Origin of the sequence: Aeromonas sp. Y318-3 (genome assembly GCF_027706185.1) — a bacterium.
GTDB classification, from domain to species: domain Bacteria; phylum Pseudomonadota; class Gammaproteobacteria; order Enterobacterales; family Aeromonadaceae; genus Aeromonas; species Aeromonas veronii.
Genome location: NZ_JAPDCN010000001.1, coordinates 56,663 through 74,849 on the forward strand (window position 1 = coordinate 56,663; position 18,187 = coordinate 74,849).

The window sequence follows — 18,187 nt, forward strand, 5'->3', positions numbered from 1 at the left end:
GCTGCTCCCTTCGCAATGGCCTGAATATCAATGACGTGCATAGGTCTTGTCGAGCAGGTTGATGGGCGCCAGCGCCTCCCCTGCCTCCTTGGCGTTGCGGGTCTCTTCCTTCACCTTGGGATCGAGCCAGAGCAGACCGCCGCTACTGTGAGGATAACCATCCATCGGCCAGTAGAGCAGATCCGGCGTGTTCTTGGTGGCAGGCACTTCCGGCAGCATCACATAACGCCAGCTGCTGGCCCGCACATAGTTGAGCTGCACCCCGGGCACGAAGATGGCGAGATCATAGATGCGCTGCTGGATCTGCTGGGAGAGCTTGGCCCGCTTGGCCATGTCGAATTCGACGTTGTAGGCATCGATCAGCGCGTCGAGCTCCTTGTCCGCTACGTTGAACAGGTTGTTGGTCTGCGGCTTGTTGGCGTTGGCGGAGTGGAAAAACTCCCAATATTGCGGATAGAGACCGCCGCCGCCCCAGCCGAGCCAGGCCGCCTCGTGTTTCTTCTCCAGCATCACCTTGAAGCCGGTGGCGCCATCCACCAGATTGAGCTCCAGATCCAGACCCGCTTTCTTGGCCTCTTCTTTCAGCACGGTCAGTCGCTTGGAGTGCTCCTGACTGGTGTAGGTGAGCGCCAGCGTCAGCCGCTCACCCTTCTCATTTTGCAGGATGCCGTCCGGCCCCGGCTTGTTGTAGCCGCCCTTGGCAAAGTACTCCCGCGCCTTGCCAATGTCATAAGCCCGCTCCGGCAGTGTGATGTCAGTGAACTCGCCAAAGCCCGAGTCGAAGGTGGTGGCTCTGTCGTAATCGCCGCGCAGCACGGTCTCGATCATCTTGTCGATGTTGAAGGCGTGCTGGATGCCGAGGCGCACGTTTACGTCTGCCAGTTTGGGGTTGGCCACATTGAGGTGAACTCCCTGACCGCCCTGTTTGGTGTCGGTCATGGCCATCACCTTCTGCACGTACCCCTTCTTGTACTCCGGGGTGACCGCTTTTTCATGCCACCAGTTGGGCAGGATCATCTCGAAGGTATCGATCTCCCCTTTCAGGAAGTGGCGGAAGGCGATGTTGTGGTCGCGGATCACCTGCACCTTGATGGTGTCGATGTTGAATCTGTGCTGGTTGTAGCGATCGTCTTTTGCCCACCAATCCTTCTGCTTGCTGAAGGTGACCGACTTGCCCTTCTTGACGTCGCTGATCACGTAGGGACCTGTGGTGGGCACCACGGCCCAGTTGTACTGCTTCACCCAGTTGGGGGTCAGCTTGTAGTAGTGCTTGGGCTGGGGCCACAGCTCGGTGGTGTTGAGCAGATCCAGCTTGGCCTTGCGGTTGCCCGCTTTGACCAGAATGGTGTGGTCGTCGATCTTCTCTACCGCTACCACTTCAGTGGTGTAGTAGTTGTTGAACCAGGGTCCCTTGATGTGTTTGGAGCGCATCATCTCGTAGCCGAAGGTGTAGTCATCGGCATTGACCGGCTTGCCATCCGACCATTTGGCTCGCGGATCCAGCTTGAAGTAGACGGTCTGGCTGTCTGGCGCGATGGCCCAGTGGGTCGCCAGCGAGGGGATGGGGTTGCCGGTATTGGGGTGGAAGCTGATGAGCCGTAGTTGGTTATCGAGAATAAAGGAGCGGAACGATCCGTTGGAGTCAGGCCCCACGGTGCGAAACGTCAGCGGAAAGCTCTCCACAAACATATTGAGGCTGCCGCCCGGCTGCGCCTTGGGGGAGGCGAACACAGGATCCGTGTCGTTGGTCTCCCATTTGAGATCCGCGGGCAGGCTGGCCGCCCAGACCCAGGATCCGTTTACCAGCACAAAGAGAGCACCTATCCATTTGATTTTATTTTTCATGTTTGACTTCCAGGTCTGGCCCCTGCACTGGGGGTCTTGATTGATAACGGGATTATCCCTTGCTCCCGGGACCGCCGATGGCGGCGGCCCGTCCTTCATTAATGACTGTTTGTTACCCGACGCCTGCCGATGTGTGTTGGCGCTGGCTGGCTTATTGGTAACGGGTAAATTTGCGTGGATCGAATGCCTCGCGGATTGCCTCACCAATAAAGGAGACCATGATCAGCACCAGACTCACCGCTGCCACCACCGAGCTGACGATCCAGATGGCATCCAGATTGTTGATGCCCTGGGAGAGCAGCTCGCCCCAGCTCGGGGTCGGCGGTGCCAGCCCGAAGCCAAGATAGTCGAGGGCCGTCAGGGTGGAGATATTGCCCACCACGGCGAACGGCGCCAGGGTGACGATCATCATCAGGGTGTTGGGCAGGATGTGGTTGAAGATGATCCGCCCAGTGGTCGCCCCTTGCGCCCGCGCCGCCATCACATAGTCCCGCGCCCGCTCCTTGTAGGTGAGGGTGCGCATATACCAGGTGATCCCCATCCAGCCGAACAGCACGTTGATGGCGACAAACAGGCCGAAGTTGGGCTTGGCCAGCGACACCAGGATCATGATGACGTAGAGAAATGGCACCTGGGACCAGATCTCGATAAAGCGTTGCAGGATGAGGTCGAAGCGACCGCCGAGAAAGCCCATCAGACAGCCGATGGTGACCCCGATGGCGTAACTGGCCGCCAGCGCGATAAAGGCAAAGCCGATGGCGATGCGAAAGCCGTAAACCAGCCGCGCCAGCACATCGCGGCCACTGGTATCGGTGCCGAGGAAGTGGCGCTCGGCCGCGCTGGGGGCGTAGGGCGGGTAGGCATCCTCCTTGAAATCCTGCTCGTAGGGGTTCCAGGGTACCGGCGGCAGCAGTACCCAGTCGCCCTGGCCCTCTGCGGCAAACTTGGCCTTGAGCTGGCGGTAGTTGGTTTCGTACTCGTAATCGAGCCCGAACTGCTGACCGGGGATCACATCGCCATAGGTGGGGAAATGCAGCTGGCCCTGATAGCTCACCATCAGTGCCCGGCTGTTGACCAGCAGCTCCGCCAGCAGGGAGAGCAGCACCAGGGTGGTGAAGATGATGAAGGAGTAGTAACCGCGCTTGATCGACTTGAAGCGCTTGAGTTTTTTCAAGGTAACCGGATTGAGCTTCATGGTCAGTCTCCAAACCGCACGCGGGGATCAACGAGGGCAACGCAGATATCGGAGACGATATTGCCTATCAGCATAAGCATGGAGGTGATGGCCAGAATGCCCATGACGGTGGGGTAATCCCGCTCGACGATCGCCTCGTAACCGAGCAGGCCGATGCCGTCGATGTTGAAGATGGTCTCGATGAGGAAGGAGCCGCCAAAGAAAACGGTGAGCACAGACCCCAGGTGACTGGCGATGGGGATCAGGCTGTTGCGCATGGCGTGGTCGGTGACCGCCTTGCGAAACGGCAACCCCTTGGCCACGGCGGTACGCACATAATCGGCCGACAGGTTCTCCATCAGGCTGTTTTTCATGGTCATGGTGAGGATGGCGAAATCGCCGATGGCGTAGGCGATAAGCGGCAGCAGGGCGTGGGCAAAGACAGTGCGGATCTGATCCCAGCTGCTCTCCATGTACTCAAAGTCGTCTCCCGGAAATCCGCCCATCGGCAGCCACTCCAGATGGAAGGCGAAGACGGTGATGAGGAAGATCCCCACCACGTAGGCGGGCAGGGCATAGGCCATGTAGATAAGCATGGAGCTCAACGAGTCGAAGCGGCTGTTGTGCCTAAGCGCCTTCGCCACCCCCAGTGGAATGGAGACCGCATAGCTCAGCAGAAAGGTTGCCAGCCCGAAGAAGGCGGTAACGGGGAGCCGCTCCTTGATGAGATCCCACACCGGTTCGTAGTAGCGGGTCGATTCGCCCAGATCCAGCACCGCCAGCTTCTGCAGCCACTCCCAGTAGGCGACCAGCATGGGCTTGTCGAGGCCATAGAAGGCCTTGAGCTCCTCGATCTGCTCATCGGAGAGGGCCTGCGCCCCCTTGCTGCCGCTGGAGCGGCCAGATTCATTCTGGGATACCTGGGCTTGCAGCAGCATGCGTTCGACCGGTCCGCCCGGCACGAAACGGGTGATGGTGAAGACGAGCAGGGTGATACCGAGAAACGTCGGGATGATCAAAAGCATCCGGCGTAGGAAATACGACAGCATGGTGGAACCTCGTCCTTGTTGTTCTTTTTTGCGGCCAGTCAAATCCGGTGACGGGCCTGTCCTTCCTGGCATTACGCGCTGGATTGGTTGCCAAACAGCAGACAATCCGCTTGGCCACTGTAAAAGCTCTGCAACAAAAATCAAGTACAAGGAAATGGAAAACTGGGACAAATGACCCGCTGAGACCAAATGCACCGAAAAATGACGTTTTTTATCTGAAAAGTGAAAATCAAAACAAAACGCTACTGCTCAACATTATTTTAAAAAATATAAACAGCTGTTTGTTTTGGCTTTGTGTGATTTTAAGTTATTGATTTGCAATGCTTTTGTTTGGGGTGTGAAATTGAAGGAAAACGATATCATCTCGACAATTTTATCTGTTATCCCCATGAGAACGGTCAGGTGCAACCCTCATGAAGTTAGTGTTTTATTCTTATTAATGCCGATAAATCAAAATAAGATATAAACGGACAGCACGTTAACTAATAAGTTCATCAAATTTTAATTCAGCGCCATTTATGCCATTTAACAATGTTTTTACATTGCGTGGGTTGTTTTTGGCAGAATTATTCACTAATTATGCCGGTCAAAATTAATACACTCCGCTTATTCTACGCCTGACTTCGCCATACCCCTGCTCCATTGACGTCACTAGTCAAAGATTGATAAGCCTTACACATCGCTCCAAAGAGGGCGGTATCAGGAAGCAAACAATAAACAACCAGGAAGGATATAAGCGATGCTTAGGAAGAGCAGAATCTCTGCTGCGATTGCGTTCGCCTTGGCGAGCCTTGCGGCGGCCCCATCCGTATCTGCCGAAGAAGGGCAGAACGTCGAAAAACTGCAGAAAATCAAAGTCACTGGCTCCCGTATCTCCCGTGTTGATGTTGAGGGGGCGACTCCGGTTGTCTCTGTCAGCAAGGCTCAAATTGAACAGTCTGGTCAGCAGACTGTGGCCGATTATCTGAAACAGGCCTCCTACAACTCCTTTGGTGGTTACTCCCCTTCCTCTGGCGACTCCTATCAATCTCAGGGAACCGTTGGTCTGCGTGGTCTGGGCTCTACCCGTACTCTGGTACTGCTCAATGGCAAGCGGATCGCAGGTTCACCGACTATGGGTGGTACTTCCATCAACCTCAACACCATCCCCATGGCGGCGGTTGAGCGGGTGGAAGTGAACCTGGATGGTGGCTCCGCACTCTATGGTTCTGATGCCATCGGTGGCGTTATCAACGTGATCCTCAAAGAGGGTTTCGAAGGGCTGACTTTCCAGGGGCGTATCGGTTCGCCGACCGAAGAGGGTGGTGACGAGCAGAGTGGTTCCATTGTCAGTGGCATCACAGGGGACAAGGGTTCTCTGATGATGGTTTACGAGCACGATGTGAAAGATGTGATCTATTACAAGGATCGTGACTATCTGGCCAAGCAGGGTGCCGAAGCCCCCAGTATTTATGGTCGCAATATCAAGGGTGTTGATGCCACGACCGGCAAGACAGTTACCCGTACTCTGGACGGCATTGACTGTGCCAATACAGGCGCCGGTTTCGTGCCCGTGGGGACAGCCTGCCGCTTCGACTTTGCCCAGATAGCAGCCAAAACCGCTTCCCGGACGCGTGATACCGTCTATGTGAACGGCCGCTATCACATTAACGATAACGTGGACTTCGTTCCGCAGTTGATTGGCTCCCGCGTCACCAGTTTTGGTCGCTTCGCGCCAGCTGCCGGTGCCTTCACCGTGGATGGTTCCACCCCCGAAAGCGCAGCAGTCCTGTCTGCCAACAACTTCAGCACCGCCAAGGCTGCGACCGTTTACTACCGCTTTAACAACGTCGGCCCCCGTGACAACGATGTGACTGACATGACCGGTAACATGAACCTTGGTTTTGAAGGGACTGTGCCGACCGAAGCAGTAGGCGATCTGGAGTGGAATGCTGGTTACATGTATTCCAAAACAGATAACCGCAGCAATGGTTCAGGCTACGTTCTGGAGCCAGCAGTACAGACTCAGGTTAATAGCGGGAAATTCATTAATGGCAGCTTCTCTGATGCGGCCACCAAGGACCTTTCGTACGATACCAGCCGTACCTCCAAAATGGACTTCTTCCAGTGGTACGGTGGTCTGGGTTGGGAGATGGGTGAACTGCCCGCTGGCCCGGTCAGCTGGTATCTAGGGGCCGAGTATAACGATTGGGTTTACTCCGACACCTACGACAGCCAGTCCGAAGCGGGTAACGTACTGGGTTCATCCGGCAACTCCGGTAGCGGTGTGCGCGATGTGTTTGCCACCTACATCGAGAGCCTGATCCCCATCACCGAGCAGATCGAGTTGAACCTGGCGGGTCGTTACGACAAGTACAGCGACTTTGGCAGCGCCTTCTCGCCCAAAGCGAGTCTGCGTTATCAACCGCTCGACCAGCTGATGTTCCGTACCTCCTGGTCCCAGTCGTTCCGTGCGCCGGGTCTGGATGATCTCTATGCCGCAGACTCGTTCTCTGCCGACTTTGCCAAGGACTATGTAGGCTGCCAGGCCAATGGTATTGCCAACTGTTCCGAAGCGCAGTACGACACAACGCGTAAAGCGAACAAGAACCTGAAGGAAGAGACCGCCAATACCTTCACCATCGGGGCTGCTTACAACCCGCTGGACAACCTGAACCTGTCGCTCGATTACTACTACATCAAGATTGATGACGTGATCCAGCTGGCTACCACTCAGACCCAGTTCTATCAGGAGCTTAATACCGGCAGCAACCCGAACGTTATTCGTGATGCCAACGGCGATGTCGAGATGGTCTACGCCGGCATGGTCAACCTGGGGCAACTCAAGACCAGTGGTATCGACTTCAAGGCGGACTACAAGTACGACTTTAACTTCTTCACCATGCGCTATGACTTCGGTGGCACTTACATCCTGAAGTATGAAGAAGGTCTGTTTGCCGGTGGCCCAATGATCGACAAGAAGGGTTGGAATGCGTTGCCAGACCTTCGCTTCAACTCCGGGATCGGTGCCAACTTCCCGCAGTGGTGGAATCTGGATGCTTATCTGAGCGCCAACTATATCGACTCCCAGAGTCAGGATTACGTGAATGGACAGGAAGAGGGTCATATCGCTTCCAACACCGTCTGGAACCTGAACGTCGCGGTCGATACCAGCTGGAATGCCAAGATCCAGACCGGTGTGAAGAACATGTTCAACCGCGGACCTTCTCTGTCGAGCGATGGCTTCACCTATGAAGAAGACCTCTACGGCATCGACGGTCGCATCTACTACATCGATTACACCCAGAAGTTCTAATCAACCCTGTTGATATACAACCTCAGCCGGCCCGGTCGGGCCGGCTGTGCCCAACGTCCAAGGAAGTTACGGAGATAGGGTAATCCTATGAAGACAAGGACCATTACAATGAAGAAAGCGCTCCTTGGCAGCCTGGTTTCGGCCGCCTTGTTGACCAGCTTCAATCTGAGTGCCGCCACTGCCGGTCAGGCCGTGGACGCTCAAGCCGCCACCGACAACGCATCCAAAGTTTCCCAGCAGAAGATCGACAGCTATGCCGAATCTGCCGAATCCGCATTGGCCCAGTACAAGGCCGCCCTGCGTCAGGTCGACAGTCTGCGCACCTACAACGAGCAGGTGAGCAAGATGGTCGAGTCCCAGAGCGCCGAGCTGGCGTCGATGCAAAAGCAGATCGCCCAGATCGACCAGACCAGCACCGAAGTGGTGCCCCTGATGCTCAAGATGATCGACTCCCTCGAGCAGTTTGTGTCACTGGATCTGCCGTTCCAGAAGGTCGAGCGCGAGGACCGCGTGGCGGCTCTGACCGACCTGATGAACCGTGCCGATGTCACCATCTCCGAGAAATACCGCAAGATCCTGGAAGCCTACCAGATCGAGGAGGGCTTCAGCCGCACCATCGAGGCCTACAAGGCGAGCCTGGACAAGGATGGCAGCGAGAAGACCTACGAGTTCCTGCGCGTTGGCCGTATCGCACTGCTTTACCAGTCCCCGGATGGGCAGGAGACCGGCATGTGGAACAAGCAGACCCGCCAGTGGGAAGAGTTGCCCCAGGAGTATCGCAGTGCGGTTGAACAGGGCCTTCGCATCGCCAAGAAGCAGGCGCCTCCCGCGCTGATCAAGCTGCCGGTTCAAACTGCGGAGAAAGCATCATGAAAGGAATCAAACTTGCTATTGCCTCCCTGATTGCGGGAGCAACCCTGGTCACCCTGCCGGTGACCGCCGCCGAAAAACCGGTGGATCTCAATGCGTTGCTAAACCAGGTCAAGGCCTCCAGCCTGAGCGAATCCCAACTCAACAAGGAGCGGGAAGCCCGCTTCCTGGCTGACAAGAACGAGCAGGGAGCGCTGCTGGCCAAGGCCAAGGCCGAGCTGGCAGCCGAAACCGCCAAGGGCGAGCAACTCAAGGCGACCTTTGATGCCAACGACAAGCAGCTGACCGAGCTGACTGAAACCCTGCGCCAGCGTTCCGGCAACATGGGCGAGATGTTTGGTGTGCTGCGTCAGTTCGCCGGTGAGTTCAAGGGGATCTTCAACGCCTCCGCCCGTCGGGTCGAGCATCCAGAGCAATCCGCCCTGTTGACCCGTCTGGCCGAGAGTAAAGAGCTCCCCTCCAGCGACGATCTGGAAGCATTCTGGACCACCACCCTCAGCCGCATGGTGGACGGTGGAGAGGTGAGCCAGATCCCGGCGACCGTGGTTTACGGTGAGGGCAACCAGGCCGAGAAGACCGTCACCCAGATCGGCGAGTTCAACACTGTTTCCGAAGGCAAGTACCTCACCTTCGTGCCGGAGACCGGTAAATTCGAGCAGCTCTCCCGTCAACCGGAGAAGAGTGTGCTGGCTCCCATCGCCGAGTTTGAACAGGGCGGTGACGGGGTCAAGCCCATCTTTATCGACCCGTCTCGCGGCGTGATCCTCTCCCTGTTGGTGCAGTCACCGACCCTCAAGGAGCGTATCGATCAGGGTGGTTCCGTGGGTTATGTGATCCTGGCATTGGGGGTCATAGGTACCCTGCTGGCCATCTTCTGCGGTATCCGCCTGTCGCTGATCGGCTCGTCCATGCGCAAGCAGCTGAAATCCGATCAGATCATCAAGGGTAACCCCATTGGTGACATGCTGGGGGCCTACCAGAACCATCGCGGTGACAATATCGAGGATCTGGAGTCCAAGCTCGACGAGATCATCCTGCGCAACGTGCCCAAGTTCGAGAAGGGCATCAGCATCATCAAGCTGATCGCCTCCGTAGCACCACTGCTGGGCCTGCTCGGTACCGTGGTGGGGATGATTGCCACCTTCCAGGCCATCACTCTGTTTGGTACCGGCGATCCCAAGCTGATGGCGGGCGGTATCTCCGAGGCGCTGGTGACCACCATGCAGGGTCTGGTCGTCGCGGTGCCCATGCTGTTCCTCTACACCATTGTGCAGACCCAGAGCCGTCGTCTGATCCAGGTGCTGGAGGAGCAGAGCGCCGGTTTCGTGGCCCGTTATCAGGAACGTCTGCACGCCTCCAAAGCCGCAGCGTAAGGAGTCACCCATGTGGTTCTGGTTGATTGAAGAAGTCGAGTCGGTCCGTCGGTTTTTGGGATTGGGGGGCGATGTACTGGTCGCCCTGTTCTTCCTGACCCTGATGATGTGGGCCCTGTTGCTGGAGCGCTGGTTCTACTTCATGGCGGTCTACCCCAAGCAGGTGAAGCAGACCAAGGCCACCTGGCTGGCCCGTACCGATCATCTCTCCTGGTCTGCCAAGCAGATCCGGCGCGAGCTGGTCTCACGGGTTGCCATGGCGGTGGACAAGGGTATGCCGGTCATCAAGGTGCTGATCGCTCTCTGCCCGTTGATGGGGCTGCTCGGCACCGTGGTGGGAATGGTGCAGGTGTTTGACACCCTGGCCATCACCGGCACCGGTTCGCCGCGGGCGATGGCATCGGGGATCTCCAAGGCAACGGTACCGACCATGGCGGGCATGATCGCCGCCCTTTCCGGCCTGTTTTTTGTCAACCAGCTCGATCACAAGGCCAAACTGGCGGTGCAAAAGCTGGAAGACAACCTGAAACACGGTTGATGCAGGATGCATACCCCCGGCCAGGCATGGCCTGCCGGGGGCACAGAACAAGCAAGGAGTTTCTGCTATGAGAAAACGTTACAGCGACAGCGGTGCTGACGAGGCGGCTATCGATTTGACCCCCATGCTGGACATAGTGTTCATTATGCTGATCTTCTTTATCGTCACCACCTCCTTCGTCAAGGAGTCCGGTGTCGAGATCAACCGTCCCAGTGCCAGCACGGCCGAGACGGTGAAGAAGGGCAATATCATGGTCGCGGTGCGCGAAAACGGTCAGGTCTGGGTCGACAAGCGGGTGGTCGAGGTGGGGGCGGTGCGCGCCAACATCGAGCGGCTGCGGGCCGAGAACCCGGAGAGTGCCGTGGTGATCCAGGCCGATAACGAATCCCGTTCCGGTCTGGTGGTGCAGGTCATGGATCAGATCCGCATGGCCGGTGTCCAGAACATCTCCATCGCGGCAGACAAGAGCAGCTGATGCCGGAGAGAGACCTATGAGATACCTGATATCGTTGGCGGTCTCCTGTGTGGTGGTGTTCTTTCTGTTTCTGGGAATGAACAAGCTGATCACACCGGATCACCGGGAGCTGGTGGAGAAGGATGACGTCACCATGACCGATTTCATCCGCCTCAAGCCCCAGGAGACCCTGCAAGAGAAACAGCGGGAGCTGCCCAAACCGCCGCCGCCCAAGCGTCCGCCACCGCCTCCCGAGATGGAAGTGGCCAGCACGGATCGGCCGAAGATGGAGAGCGCGCCGATGGACATGCCCAAGCTCGACATCCCGGTCAACATCGGTGGTGGCAACGCGCTGGGTGCCTACAGCACCGGCGGCGGTGGTGGCGGAGTCGGTGGCAACAACGGCGCCATTCCGCTGGCAACCTTCGAGCCCATGATGCCCCGCAAGGCGGCGCTGGCGGGGCTGGCTTCCGGCAAGGTGCTGGTGGAGTTCACCGTCACCGAGCGCGGCACCGTCAGCAACGTGCGGATCGTCAAGGAAGAGCCGCGCAGCTATGACCTCGGCAAAGAGGCGCGCAAAACCATCGCCAAGTGGACGTTCAAACCGGCCATGGTGGATGGCAAGCCGCAGGCGAGCCGTATGCAGCAAGAGATCGAGTTTGCGGTCAACTAAGGAAGGTGGCGATGAACAAGTTACAGAAGATGATCCTCGCCCCGGTCGCCATGGCGGTGCTGCTCAGCACCGCCAGTTGGGCCGCCGAGCAGCCGGCCCTGTCGGATCGGGCCTATCGGGCGGTCAACAAGGCGCAGGAGCTGATCACCGAGAAGAAATACGGCGAGGCCAATGCCAAGCTGCAAGACGCGCTCTCCGGCGCGGGCGAGCGCGTCTACGACAAGGGGGTCATATTGCAGACCCTCGGTTTCGTGGCCGCCCAGCAGGAGAAATACGGTCAGGCGACCAAGTACTTTGCCGATGCCATCGCGACAGGAGGTCTGCCGCCACCGGTGGCTCAGCAGGTGCGCTACAACTTGGCCCAGCTCTATATGGCGGAGGGCAATTATCAGGGGTCGATCAAGACCATGAAGGAGTGGTTTGCCAACCAGGGCAAGGATGACAAGCCCAACTCCCATGCCTATATCACGCTGGCCAACGCACACGTGCAGCTCAAGCAGTACCGTGACGCGATCCCAGCAGTGGATCAGGCGATCAAGCTGTCGGCAGGTAAAGCGCCGGAGTCCTGGTATCTGCTGAAGATGGGGGCTCACTACGAGCTGAAACAGTACAAACTGGCGACCGAGGTGCTGACCTCTCTGGTCAACATGTTCCCGGAGAAGAAGAAGTACTGGACCCAGCTGTCGGCCATGCATATGCAGGCAGGCAACGATGCCAAGGCGCTGGCTGCGCTGGAGTCGGCCTATAACCTCGGCATGTTGACCGAGGCTGCCGAGCTGCAGCGCCTCGCCAACTACCTCGCCTTCACCGGCATTCCCCATCGCGCCGCACGGGTGATGGAGAAGGGGATGAAGGATGGGGCGATTGAGCAGAGCGCCAGCAACTACAAGACCCTGGCCAACTACTGGCATCAGGCCAAGGAGTTGGATCCGGCCATCGACACCCTGGCCAAGTCCTACCAGCTGGCCCCGAGCGCCGAATTGCAGCTGAAAATGGCGCGCATGATGATCCAGAGCAAACGCTATCAGGATCTGGTGGCGCTGGCCGCCAAACCGGCAACCAATGCCAATGGTGAACAGCGGGCGGATCTCAAGTTCCTGACCGGGGTCGCCTATTTTGAGCAACAAAAGCCGAAGGAGGCCCTCAACGCCTTCACCCAGGCTGCTCAGAATGGCAACGTCAGCGGTCGGGCATCTCCGTGGATCAGCTTCCTCAAAGAGCAGAGCGGTGCAGGGGCGGCAGCCGTCCAGTAATTCCAATGACAACTACCTGTAGTCCCTTTTATGGTTGCCTGGTGGCTCCATTAACCGCTCTTCGGAGCGGTTTTTTTATGGTGGCTGCCAGCACCGGCGGGTGGCCGATGCGCGGTTTTATCCCTCTTCATGCCAATACAGAGCCTCCATCGACATTGGTCTATCTCTCCCGGTGTGACAAACGTTTCAGCTAGGGCTGCAACCGTGAAGCAAGGTGGCGCTGCGTTGTGGTTGATGGGGGCTCGGGTGGCTTGCTGACAGGCGGGCCGTGCCATTCATCTTTCTCTTTGCTGCGACTTGCCTGTGTGGCTTTTGCCCTGTTGATAAGCGTCACACCGAAAACGGCTACTTTTAACAAGAAAAGCAACATATGGAAGTTGAAATTTTGGCCGACTCAGGAAAGAATGCGCGCTCGGTTATTGGCGTCGTGGGGCAGGTTGACCCGCCACCGGCAGACCGAGGATGAGACGGCCCCCGGCCCATTTGGTACAGGAAACCACACAGGAATTTTATGAATCCCCTTCGCACTGCCGCTTCGGCCCTTTTATGCACATTTGCGCTGGTCAGCCAGCAGGCTGCCGCCGTCGAGTACCGTCTGCCTGCGGCCAACAGCCGCCTGATCGGTGAAAACCAGGAATACGTGGTGCCTGCGGACAACCGTCCGCTGGAGCAGATCGCTGCTGACTTCCAGCTGGGTCTGACCAACATCATGGAAGCCAACCCGGGCGTTGATCCCTATCTGCCGAAAGCGGGTAGCACCCTGATCATTCCCCACCAGCTGATCCTGCCCAACGCGCCCCGCGAAGGGATCGTCATCAACGTTGCCGAGATGCGTCTCTACTACTACCCGAAAGGGAAGAACGTGGTGGAAGTACTGCCCATCGGCATCGGTCAGCTGGGGGTAAACACCCCGGAGAACTGGATCACCAAGGTAGAGCGCAAGCGCGCCAACCCGACCTGGACCCCGACCGAGAACATCCGTCGCCGCTATGCCGCCCAGGGCAAGACTCTGCCGGCAGTATGGCCAGCGGGTCCGGATAACCCCATGGGTCTGCACGCCCTCTACATTGGCAACCTCTATGCCATCCACGGCACCAATGCCACCTTCGGTATCGGTCTGCGGGTGAGCAGCGGTTGCGTGCGTCTGCGCGCTGACGACATCAAATATCTGTTCGACAATGTGCCGGTCGGCACCCGCGTCCAGTTCGTCAACCAGCCGGTCAAGACCACGGTCGAGCCGGATGGCGGTCGCTACATGGAAGTACACGAGCCGCTGTCGCGCACCGAGGAGGAGTTCAACTCCACCGCCTCCGTGCCGCTCCCGATGACACCGGCCATCACCCGCTTCATCGCTCACGCCGAGTCTGACTCCAACGTGGTCAAGCAGGTGCTGGAACAGCGAAGTGGTATGCCGACCCGCCTCAATCCCTGATTGAGCAAGTTGGCGGTGCCTGGCGCACTGGCTGAATAAAGAAAACGGCGACCATCTGGTCGCCGTTTTCTTATGGGGGAGTCACCGCTTGCTTACTGCACGCAGACCGGGCAGAAGGCGTAGGTGCCTTGCGGATCGTTGAAGCGGGTGAGCGGGTCGAGACTGCGGTTCACTTCCACCAATGCCTTGCCAAATCCTGCCGGCAGCCAGCTTTGCAACTGGGGGGCCAGCACGCGGGCACTGCTGTCAAACAGCTGGCGCAGGAACTTGTCCTTGGTGGACTCCTCCTGCTCGATGGGGGTCACCTGCCACTCTTTGAGGTTGGCCAGTTCGGCTGCTGCCTTGATGGCGTCATCCAGATTGCCGAACTCGTCCACCAGACCCAGGGCCTTGGCATCCTCACCAGTCCAGACACGACCTTCGGCCGCTTTCTCGGCCTCTTCCGGGCTCAGACCACGGCCCTTGCTGACCAGACCGATGAAGCGCTGGTAGGTATCTTCTACGCTCAGCTGGATTGCCTGACCGACGTGATCCGGCAGGGCGCGGGTCGGGCCGACGCCGACGTAATCTGTGGTGCCAACCCCGTCGGTATGGACACCGAACTGGGCCAACGCCTTGTCGATGGTGGCGAACATGCCGAATACCCCGATGGAGCCGGTGAGGGTGGTGGGGGAGGCGAAGATCTTGTCCGCATCGGCGGAGATCCAGTAGCCACCGGAGGCGGCATAGCTGCCCATGGAGACCACTACCGGTTTGCCTGCCTGTTTCAGGGCCAGCAACTCGGCGCGGATCTGCTCGGCGGCGAAGGCGCTGCCGCCGGGGCTGTCGACCCGCAGGACCACGGCTTTGACCTTGTCATCGCGGCGGGCATCGGCCAGCAGGTCGGAGAGGCTATCACCGCCTATGGTGCCGGCAGGCTGAACGCCATCCATGATGGCGCCGCTGGCGACCACCAGACCCACCTCATCCTTGCCGCTCTGGGGATATTGTTCCGGAATGGCAGCCAGATACTCTTTCAGGCCGACCCCTTTCCAGCCGTGGTCGTCCGCTTCACCCACCTCTTTAATGACCGCCTGGGTCATCTCGTCGCGGGTGGCCAGCTGATCCACCAGCCCGTTGTCGAGGGCGTAGTTGGCGGCATTGCCACCGGCCTTGCGCAGCAGCTCGAGGAAGCGATCCTTGCCCGGTGCGACCGCATCGGGTTCGATCTCCCGCTGCTCGGCGACATCGGCCACATAGGATTGCCACAGCTGATCCAGCCAGCGCTGGTTCGCCTCCTTGCTCTCGGGGGACATCTCGTCGCGGGTATAGGGCTCGACGAAGGATTTGTAGGTGCCGACCTTGAATACATGCGGGGTGATGTTGAGCTTCTCCAGCGCCGACTTGAAGTAGGTCTGGTAGACCCCAAGCCCCTCGATCACCACGGCGCCGCTCTGGTTGAGCAGCACGTGATCGGCGTGGGCCGCCAGCAGGTATTGCCCCTGAGTGTAGAAGTCGGCCATGGCGATCACCGGTTTGCCGCTCTCCCGGAAGGAGTCGATGGCGCTCGCCACCTCCTGCAGTTTGGTGAAGTTGGCTCCCTGCAGCCCTTGTGGCTTGATCACCAGCGCCTTGATGCGCTCGTCATCCTTGGCACTCTTGATGGCCCACAGCAGGTCGGAGAGAACAATCTCGCTCGGCTGCTCGTCGCTGCTGTCCATCTGGCGCAGCAGTTGTACGGTGGGATCTGTCTGGGAGCGTTGCTCCACCAGCACGCCGTTGAGATTGAGGGTCAGCGCCCCTTCGATGGGCGCCTTGGGAGCCTCTTTCTGGCTGACGCTGAAGACGATGACCAGCACTACGATGAGAAACAGCAGATTGACCAGCATCAGCCGGGTGAAATTGAGCAGGCGCCACAGGCTGCGGAACAACCAACCCAGACCTTTGAAAATAGACATAGTCGCGTTATCGCCCTGTTAATGGGTAGAGAAGAGCCATTATTAACCAGTTGCGGGCGAAATTGCCATTTCCGACTGGCGGATCCCGCCTATCTTCGTTCAGGGCACGGCTGTTCGCTGAAAAATTGTCCAAACATTTGTTTGAAAAAGAATTTTCGATTCTTTACTCTAGCCTCAGTTTGATAACAAAAAATTAACTGGAGGCATCGTGAGCCGCTATCCGACCCTGCTGACCCCGCTCGACCTTGGTTTTACCCAGCTGCGCAACCGTGTGTTGATGGGCTCTATGCATACCGGCCTCGAAGAGGAGAAGGGCGGTTTTGACAAGCTGGCCGCCTTTTATGCCGAGCGCGCCCGTGGTGGTGTTGGCCTTATCGTCACCGGCGGCATCGCCCCCAACCTGCGCGGGCGGCTAGTACCTCACGGCTCTCAGCTGAGCTTTCCCTGGCAGGTGAGCAAGCACAAGAAGGTGACCAGCGCCGTGCATCAGGAGGGGGGCAAGATAGCGCTGCAGATCCTCCATGCCGGTCGTTATGCCTATCATCCCTTCAGTCTGGCCCCGAGCGCCCTCAAGGCTCCCATCTCCCCATTCAAACCGCGCGCCATGAGCGAGCGGCAGATCCGCGGCACTATTCGCGACTTCGCGGCTACAGCAGCGTTGGCCAAGGCGGCCGGTTATGACGGCGTCGAGGTGATGGGCTCGGAAGGCTATCTCATCAACCAGTTCATCTGCGAGCGTACCAACAAACGCACCGATGGCTGGGGCGGCAGCAGCGAAAAGCGGATGCGCTTTCCGGTGGAGATTGTCCGCGCCATCCGCGAGCGGGTCGGCACCGACTTCATCATTATCTTCCGCCTCTCCATGCTGGATCTGGTGGAACAGGGCTCGACCCTGGAAGAGGTGATTGCGCTCGGCAAAGCGCTGGAAGCGGTGGGGGTGACCCTGATCAACACCGGTATCGGTTGGCACGAAGCGCGTATTCCCACCATCGCCACCAGCGTGCCGCGCGGCGCCTTCAGCTGGGTGACCGCCGAGCTGAAAAAGCATCTCAAGGTGCCGCTTATCACTACCAACCGGATTAACACTCCCGAGGTGGCCGAGCGGATTCTGGCGGGTGGCGAGGCGGATATGGTCTCCATGGCGCGCCCCTTCCTGGCTGATCCCGAATTTGTCATCAAGGCGGCCGAAAATCGGGCGGACGAGATCAACACCTGCATCGCCTGCAACCAGGCCTGCCTTGACCATGTGTTCAAGCAGAAGCGAGCTTCCTGTCTGGTCAATCCCCGCGCCTGTTTCGAGACCGAGCTGACCTTTGGTCGCGTGCCCCAGCCCAAGAAGCTAGCGGTAGTGGGGGCGGGCCCGGCTGGCCTGGCGTTCGCCTGCTACGCCGCCGAGCGCGGTCATCAGGTGAGCCTGTTCGATCAGGCCAGCGAAATCGGCGGCCAGTTCAACTTCGCCAAGCAGATCCCCGGCAAGGAGGAGTTTCACGAGACTCTGCGCTATTTCGCCAAACGGCTGGAGAAGTGCGGTGTCGAGCTCTATCTCGGCCAGCGTCAGAGTGCCGAGAGCCTGCTCGGCGGCGGTTTTGACGAGGTGATCCTCGCTACCGGTATTCGTCCGCGCACCCCCAATATTCCGGGCATCGAACATCCCAAGGTGATGAGTTATCTCGACGTATTGCGGGATCACAAACCGGTTGGCCAGAAGGTGGCGGTGATCGGTGCAGGCGGCATCGGCTTCGATGTGGCCGAATTCCTTGTGGAGAAAAGGGTAGAGAAGAAGGTGGAGACGGATGCCGATGGGCACCGTGATCACTGGCTCAAGGAGTGGGGCATCGACAAACAGCTTGGCGAGCGCGGTGGCCTCACGGCTCCTGAAATCGACGCCCCCGAGCGTCAGATCTGGCTGCTCCAGCGCAAGGAGAGCAAGGTGGGTGACGGACTTGGCAAGACCACCGGCTGGATCCACCGTACCGTGCTCAAGAACCGCAAGGTGCAGATGCTCTCCGGGGTGCAATATCTGGGGATCGATGACGAGGGCTTGCATATTCAGGTGGGCGAGACCAAGCAGTGTCTGCCGGTGGATCAGGTGATCGTCTGCGCCGGGCAGGAGCCCCTCAAGGAGCTGCAGGCCGGGTTGCAGGCGGCAGGCAAGCCGGTGCACATCATCGGTGGTGCCGACGTGGCAGCCGAGCTGGATGCCAAGCGCGCCATCCGGCAAGGGGCCGAGCTGGCTGCGATCATCTAGCCAGCTGAGCCATCCTGCCCTTTATAGTGCGATAAACCCCTGAGCC

General features: G+C 58.6%; 13 protein-coding genes. 9 read left to right on the forward strand and 4 right to left on the reverse strand.

Going from position 1 to position 18,187, the window contains the following annotated elements:
* Nucleotides 1-27: 27 nt before the first annotated feature.
* The 3 genes from OKB77_RS00355 to OKB77_RS00365 form a co-directional block, all read right to left on the reverse strand.
* On the reverse strand, nucleotides 28-1,845 hold the full coding sequence (locus OKB77_RS00355) for an extracellular solute-binding protein (protein ID WP_245132850.1): 1,818 nt from the start codon (nucleotides 1,843-1,845) through the stop codon (nucleotides 28-30).
* Between the two features lie 151 nt (nucleotides 1,846-1,996).
* Nucleotides 1,997-3,040 carry an ABC transporter permease gene (locus tag OKB77_RS00360; protein ID WP_013724081.1) on the reverse strand — a complete coding sequence of 348 codons (1,044 nt, stop codon included), beginning with the start codon at nucleotides 3,038-3,040 and terminating at the stop codon, nucleotides 1,997-1,999.
* Nucleotides 3,041-3,042: 2 nt separating this feature from the next.
* A complete protein-coding gene (locus OKB77_RS00365; protein ID WP_031227629.1) occupies nucleotides 3,043-4,068 on the reverse strand; it encodes an ABC transporter permease subunit in 1,026 nt (341 codons plus the stop codon).
* A 739-nt stretch (nucleotides 4,069-4,807) separates the two neighbouring features.
* Here OKB77_RS00365 and OKB77_RS00370 point away from each other — a divergent pair.
* From OKB77_RS00370 to OKB77_RS00405, 8 genes are all read left to right on the forward strand, one after another.
* On the forward strand, nucleotides 4,808-7,363 hold the full coding sequence (locus OKB77_RS00370; RefSeq protein ID WP_199415948.1) for a TonB-dependent receptor: 2,556 nt from the start codon (nucleotides 4,808-4,810) through the stop codon (nucleotides 7,361-7,363).
* Between the two features lie 108 nt (nucleotides 7,364-7,471).
* A complete protein-coding gene (locus OKB77_RS00375) occupies nucleotides 7,472-8,236 on the forward strand; it encodes a DUF3450 domain-containing protein (RefSeq protein WP_005338938.1) in 765 nt (254 codons plus the stop codon).
* Nucleotides 8,233-9,606: a MotA/TolQ/ExbB proton channel family protein gene (locus OKB77_RS00380; protein ID WP_270816788.1), complete on the forward strand. Its 1,374-nt coding sequence runs from the start codon at nucleotides 8,233-8,235 to the stop codon at nucleotides 9,604-9,606. The genes OKB77_RS00375 and OKB77_RS00380 overlap by 4 nt, the downstream gene beginning before the upstream one ends.
* A 10-nt stretch (nucleotides 9,607-9,616) precedes the next feature.
* On the forward strand, nucleotides 9,617-10,144 hold the full coding sequence (locus OKB77_RS00385; protein ID WP_005338936.1) for a MotA/TolQ/ExbB proton channel family protein: 528 nt from the start codon (nucleotides 9,617-9,619) through the stop codon (nucleotides 10,142-10,144).
* Between the two features lie 67 nt (nucleotides 10,145-10,211).
* Nucleotides 10,212-10,619 (forward strand): ExbD/TolR family protein, encoded by a 408-nt coding sequence (locus OKB77_RS00390; protein ID WP_005338933.1) that lies wholly within the window; start codon nucleotides 10,212-10,214, stop codon nucleotides 10,617-10,619.
* Between the two features lie 16 nt (nucleotides 10,620-10,635).
* The gene (locus OKB77_RS00395; RefSeq protein ID WP_005343441.1) at nucleotides 10,636-11,271 is read left to right on the forward strand and encodes an energy transducer TonB; all 636 of its coding nucleotides are present in this window, start codon (nucleotides 10,636-10,638) and stop codon (nucleotides 11,269-11,271) included.
* Nucleotides 11,272-11,282: 11 nt separating this feature from the next.
* Nucleotides 11,283-12,524, forward strand: a complete 1,242-nt coding sequence (locus OKB77_RS00400) for a tetratricopeptide repeat protein (protein WP_270816790.1) — start codon at nucleotides 11,283-11,285, stop codon at nucleotides 12,522-12,524.
* Between the two features lie 511 nt (nucleotides 12,525-13,035).
* Nucleotides 13,036-13,956: a L,D-transpeptidase family protein gene (locus OKB77_RS00405; protein ID WP_199415950.1), complete on the forward strand. Its 921-nt coding sequence runs from the start codon at nucleotides 13,036-13,038 to the stop codon at nucleotides 13,954-13,956.
* Nucleotides 13,957-14,048: 92 nt separating this feature from the next.
* Here OKB77_RS00405 and sppA read toward each other — a convergent pair whose 3' ends face one another.
* Nucleotides 14,049-15,893, reverse strand: a complete 1,845-nt coding sequence (gene sppA, locus OKB77_RS00410) for a signal peptide peptidase SppA (RefSeq protein WP_252412946.1) — start codon at nucleotides 15,891-15,893, stop codon at nucleotides 14,049-14,051.
* 208 nt (nucleotides 15,894-16,101) lie between these two features.
* Between sppA and OKB77_RS00415 the strand changes: the two genes are divergently transcribed.
* A complete protein-coding gene (locus tag OKB77_RS00415; RefSeq protein ID WP_265776136.1) occupies nucleotides 16,102-18,141 on the forward strand; it encodes an NADPH-dependent 2,4-dienoyl-CoA reductase in 2,040 nt (679 codons plus the stop codon).
* Nucleotides 18,142-18,187 lie beyond the last annotated feature (46 nt).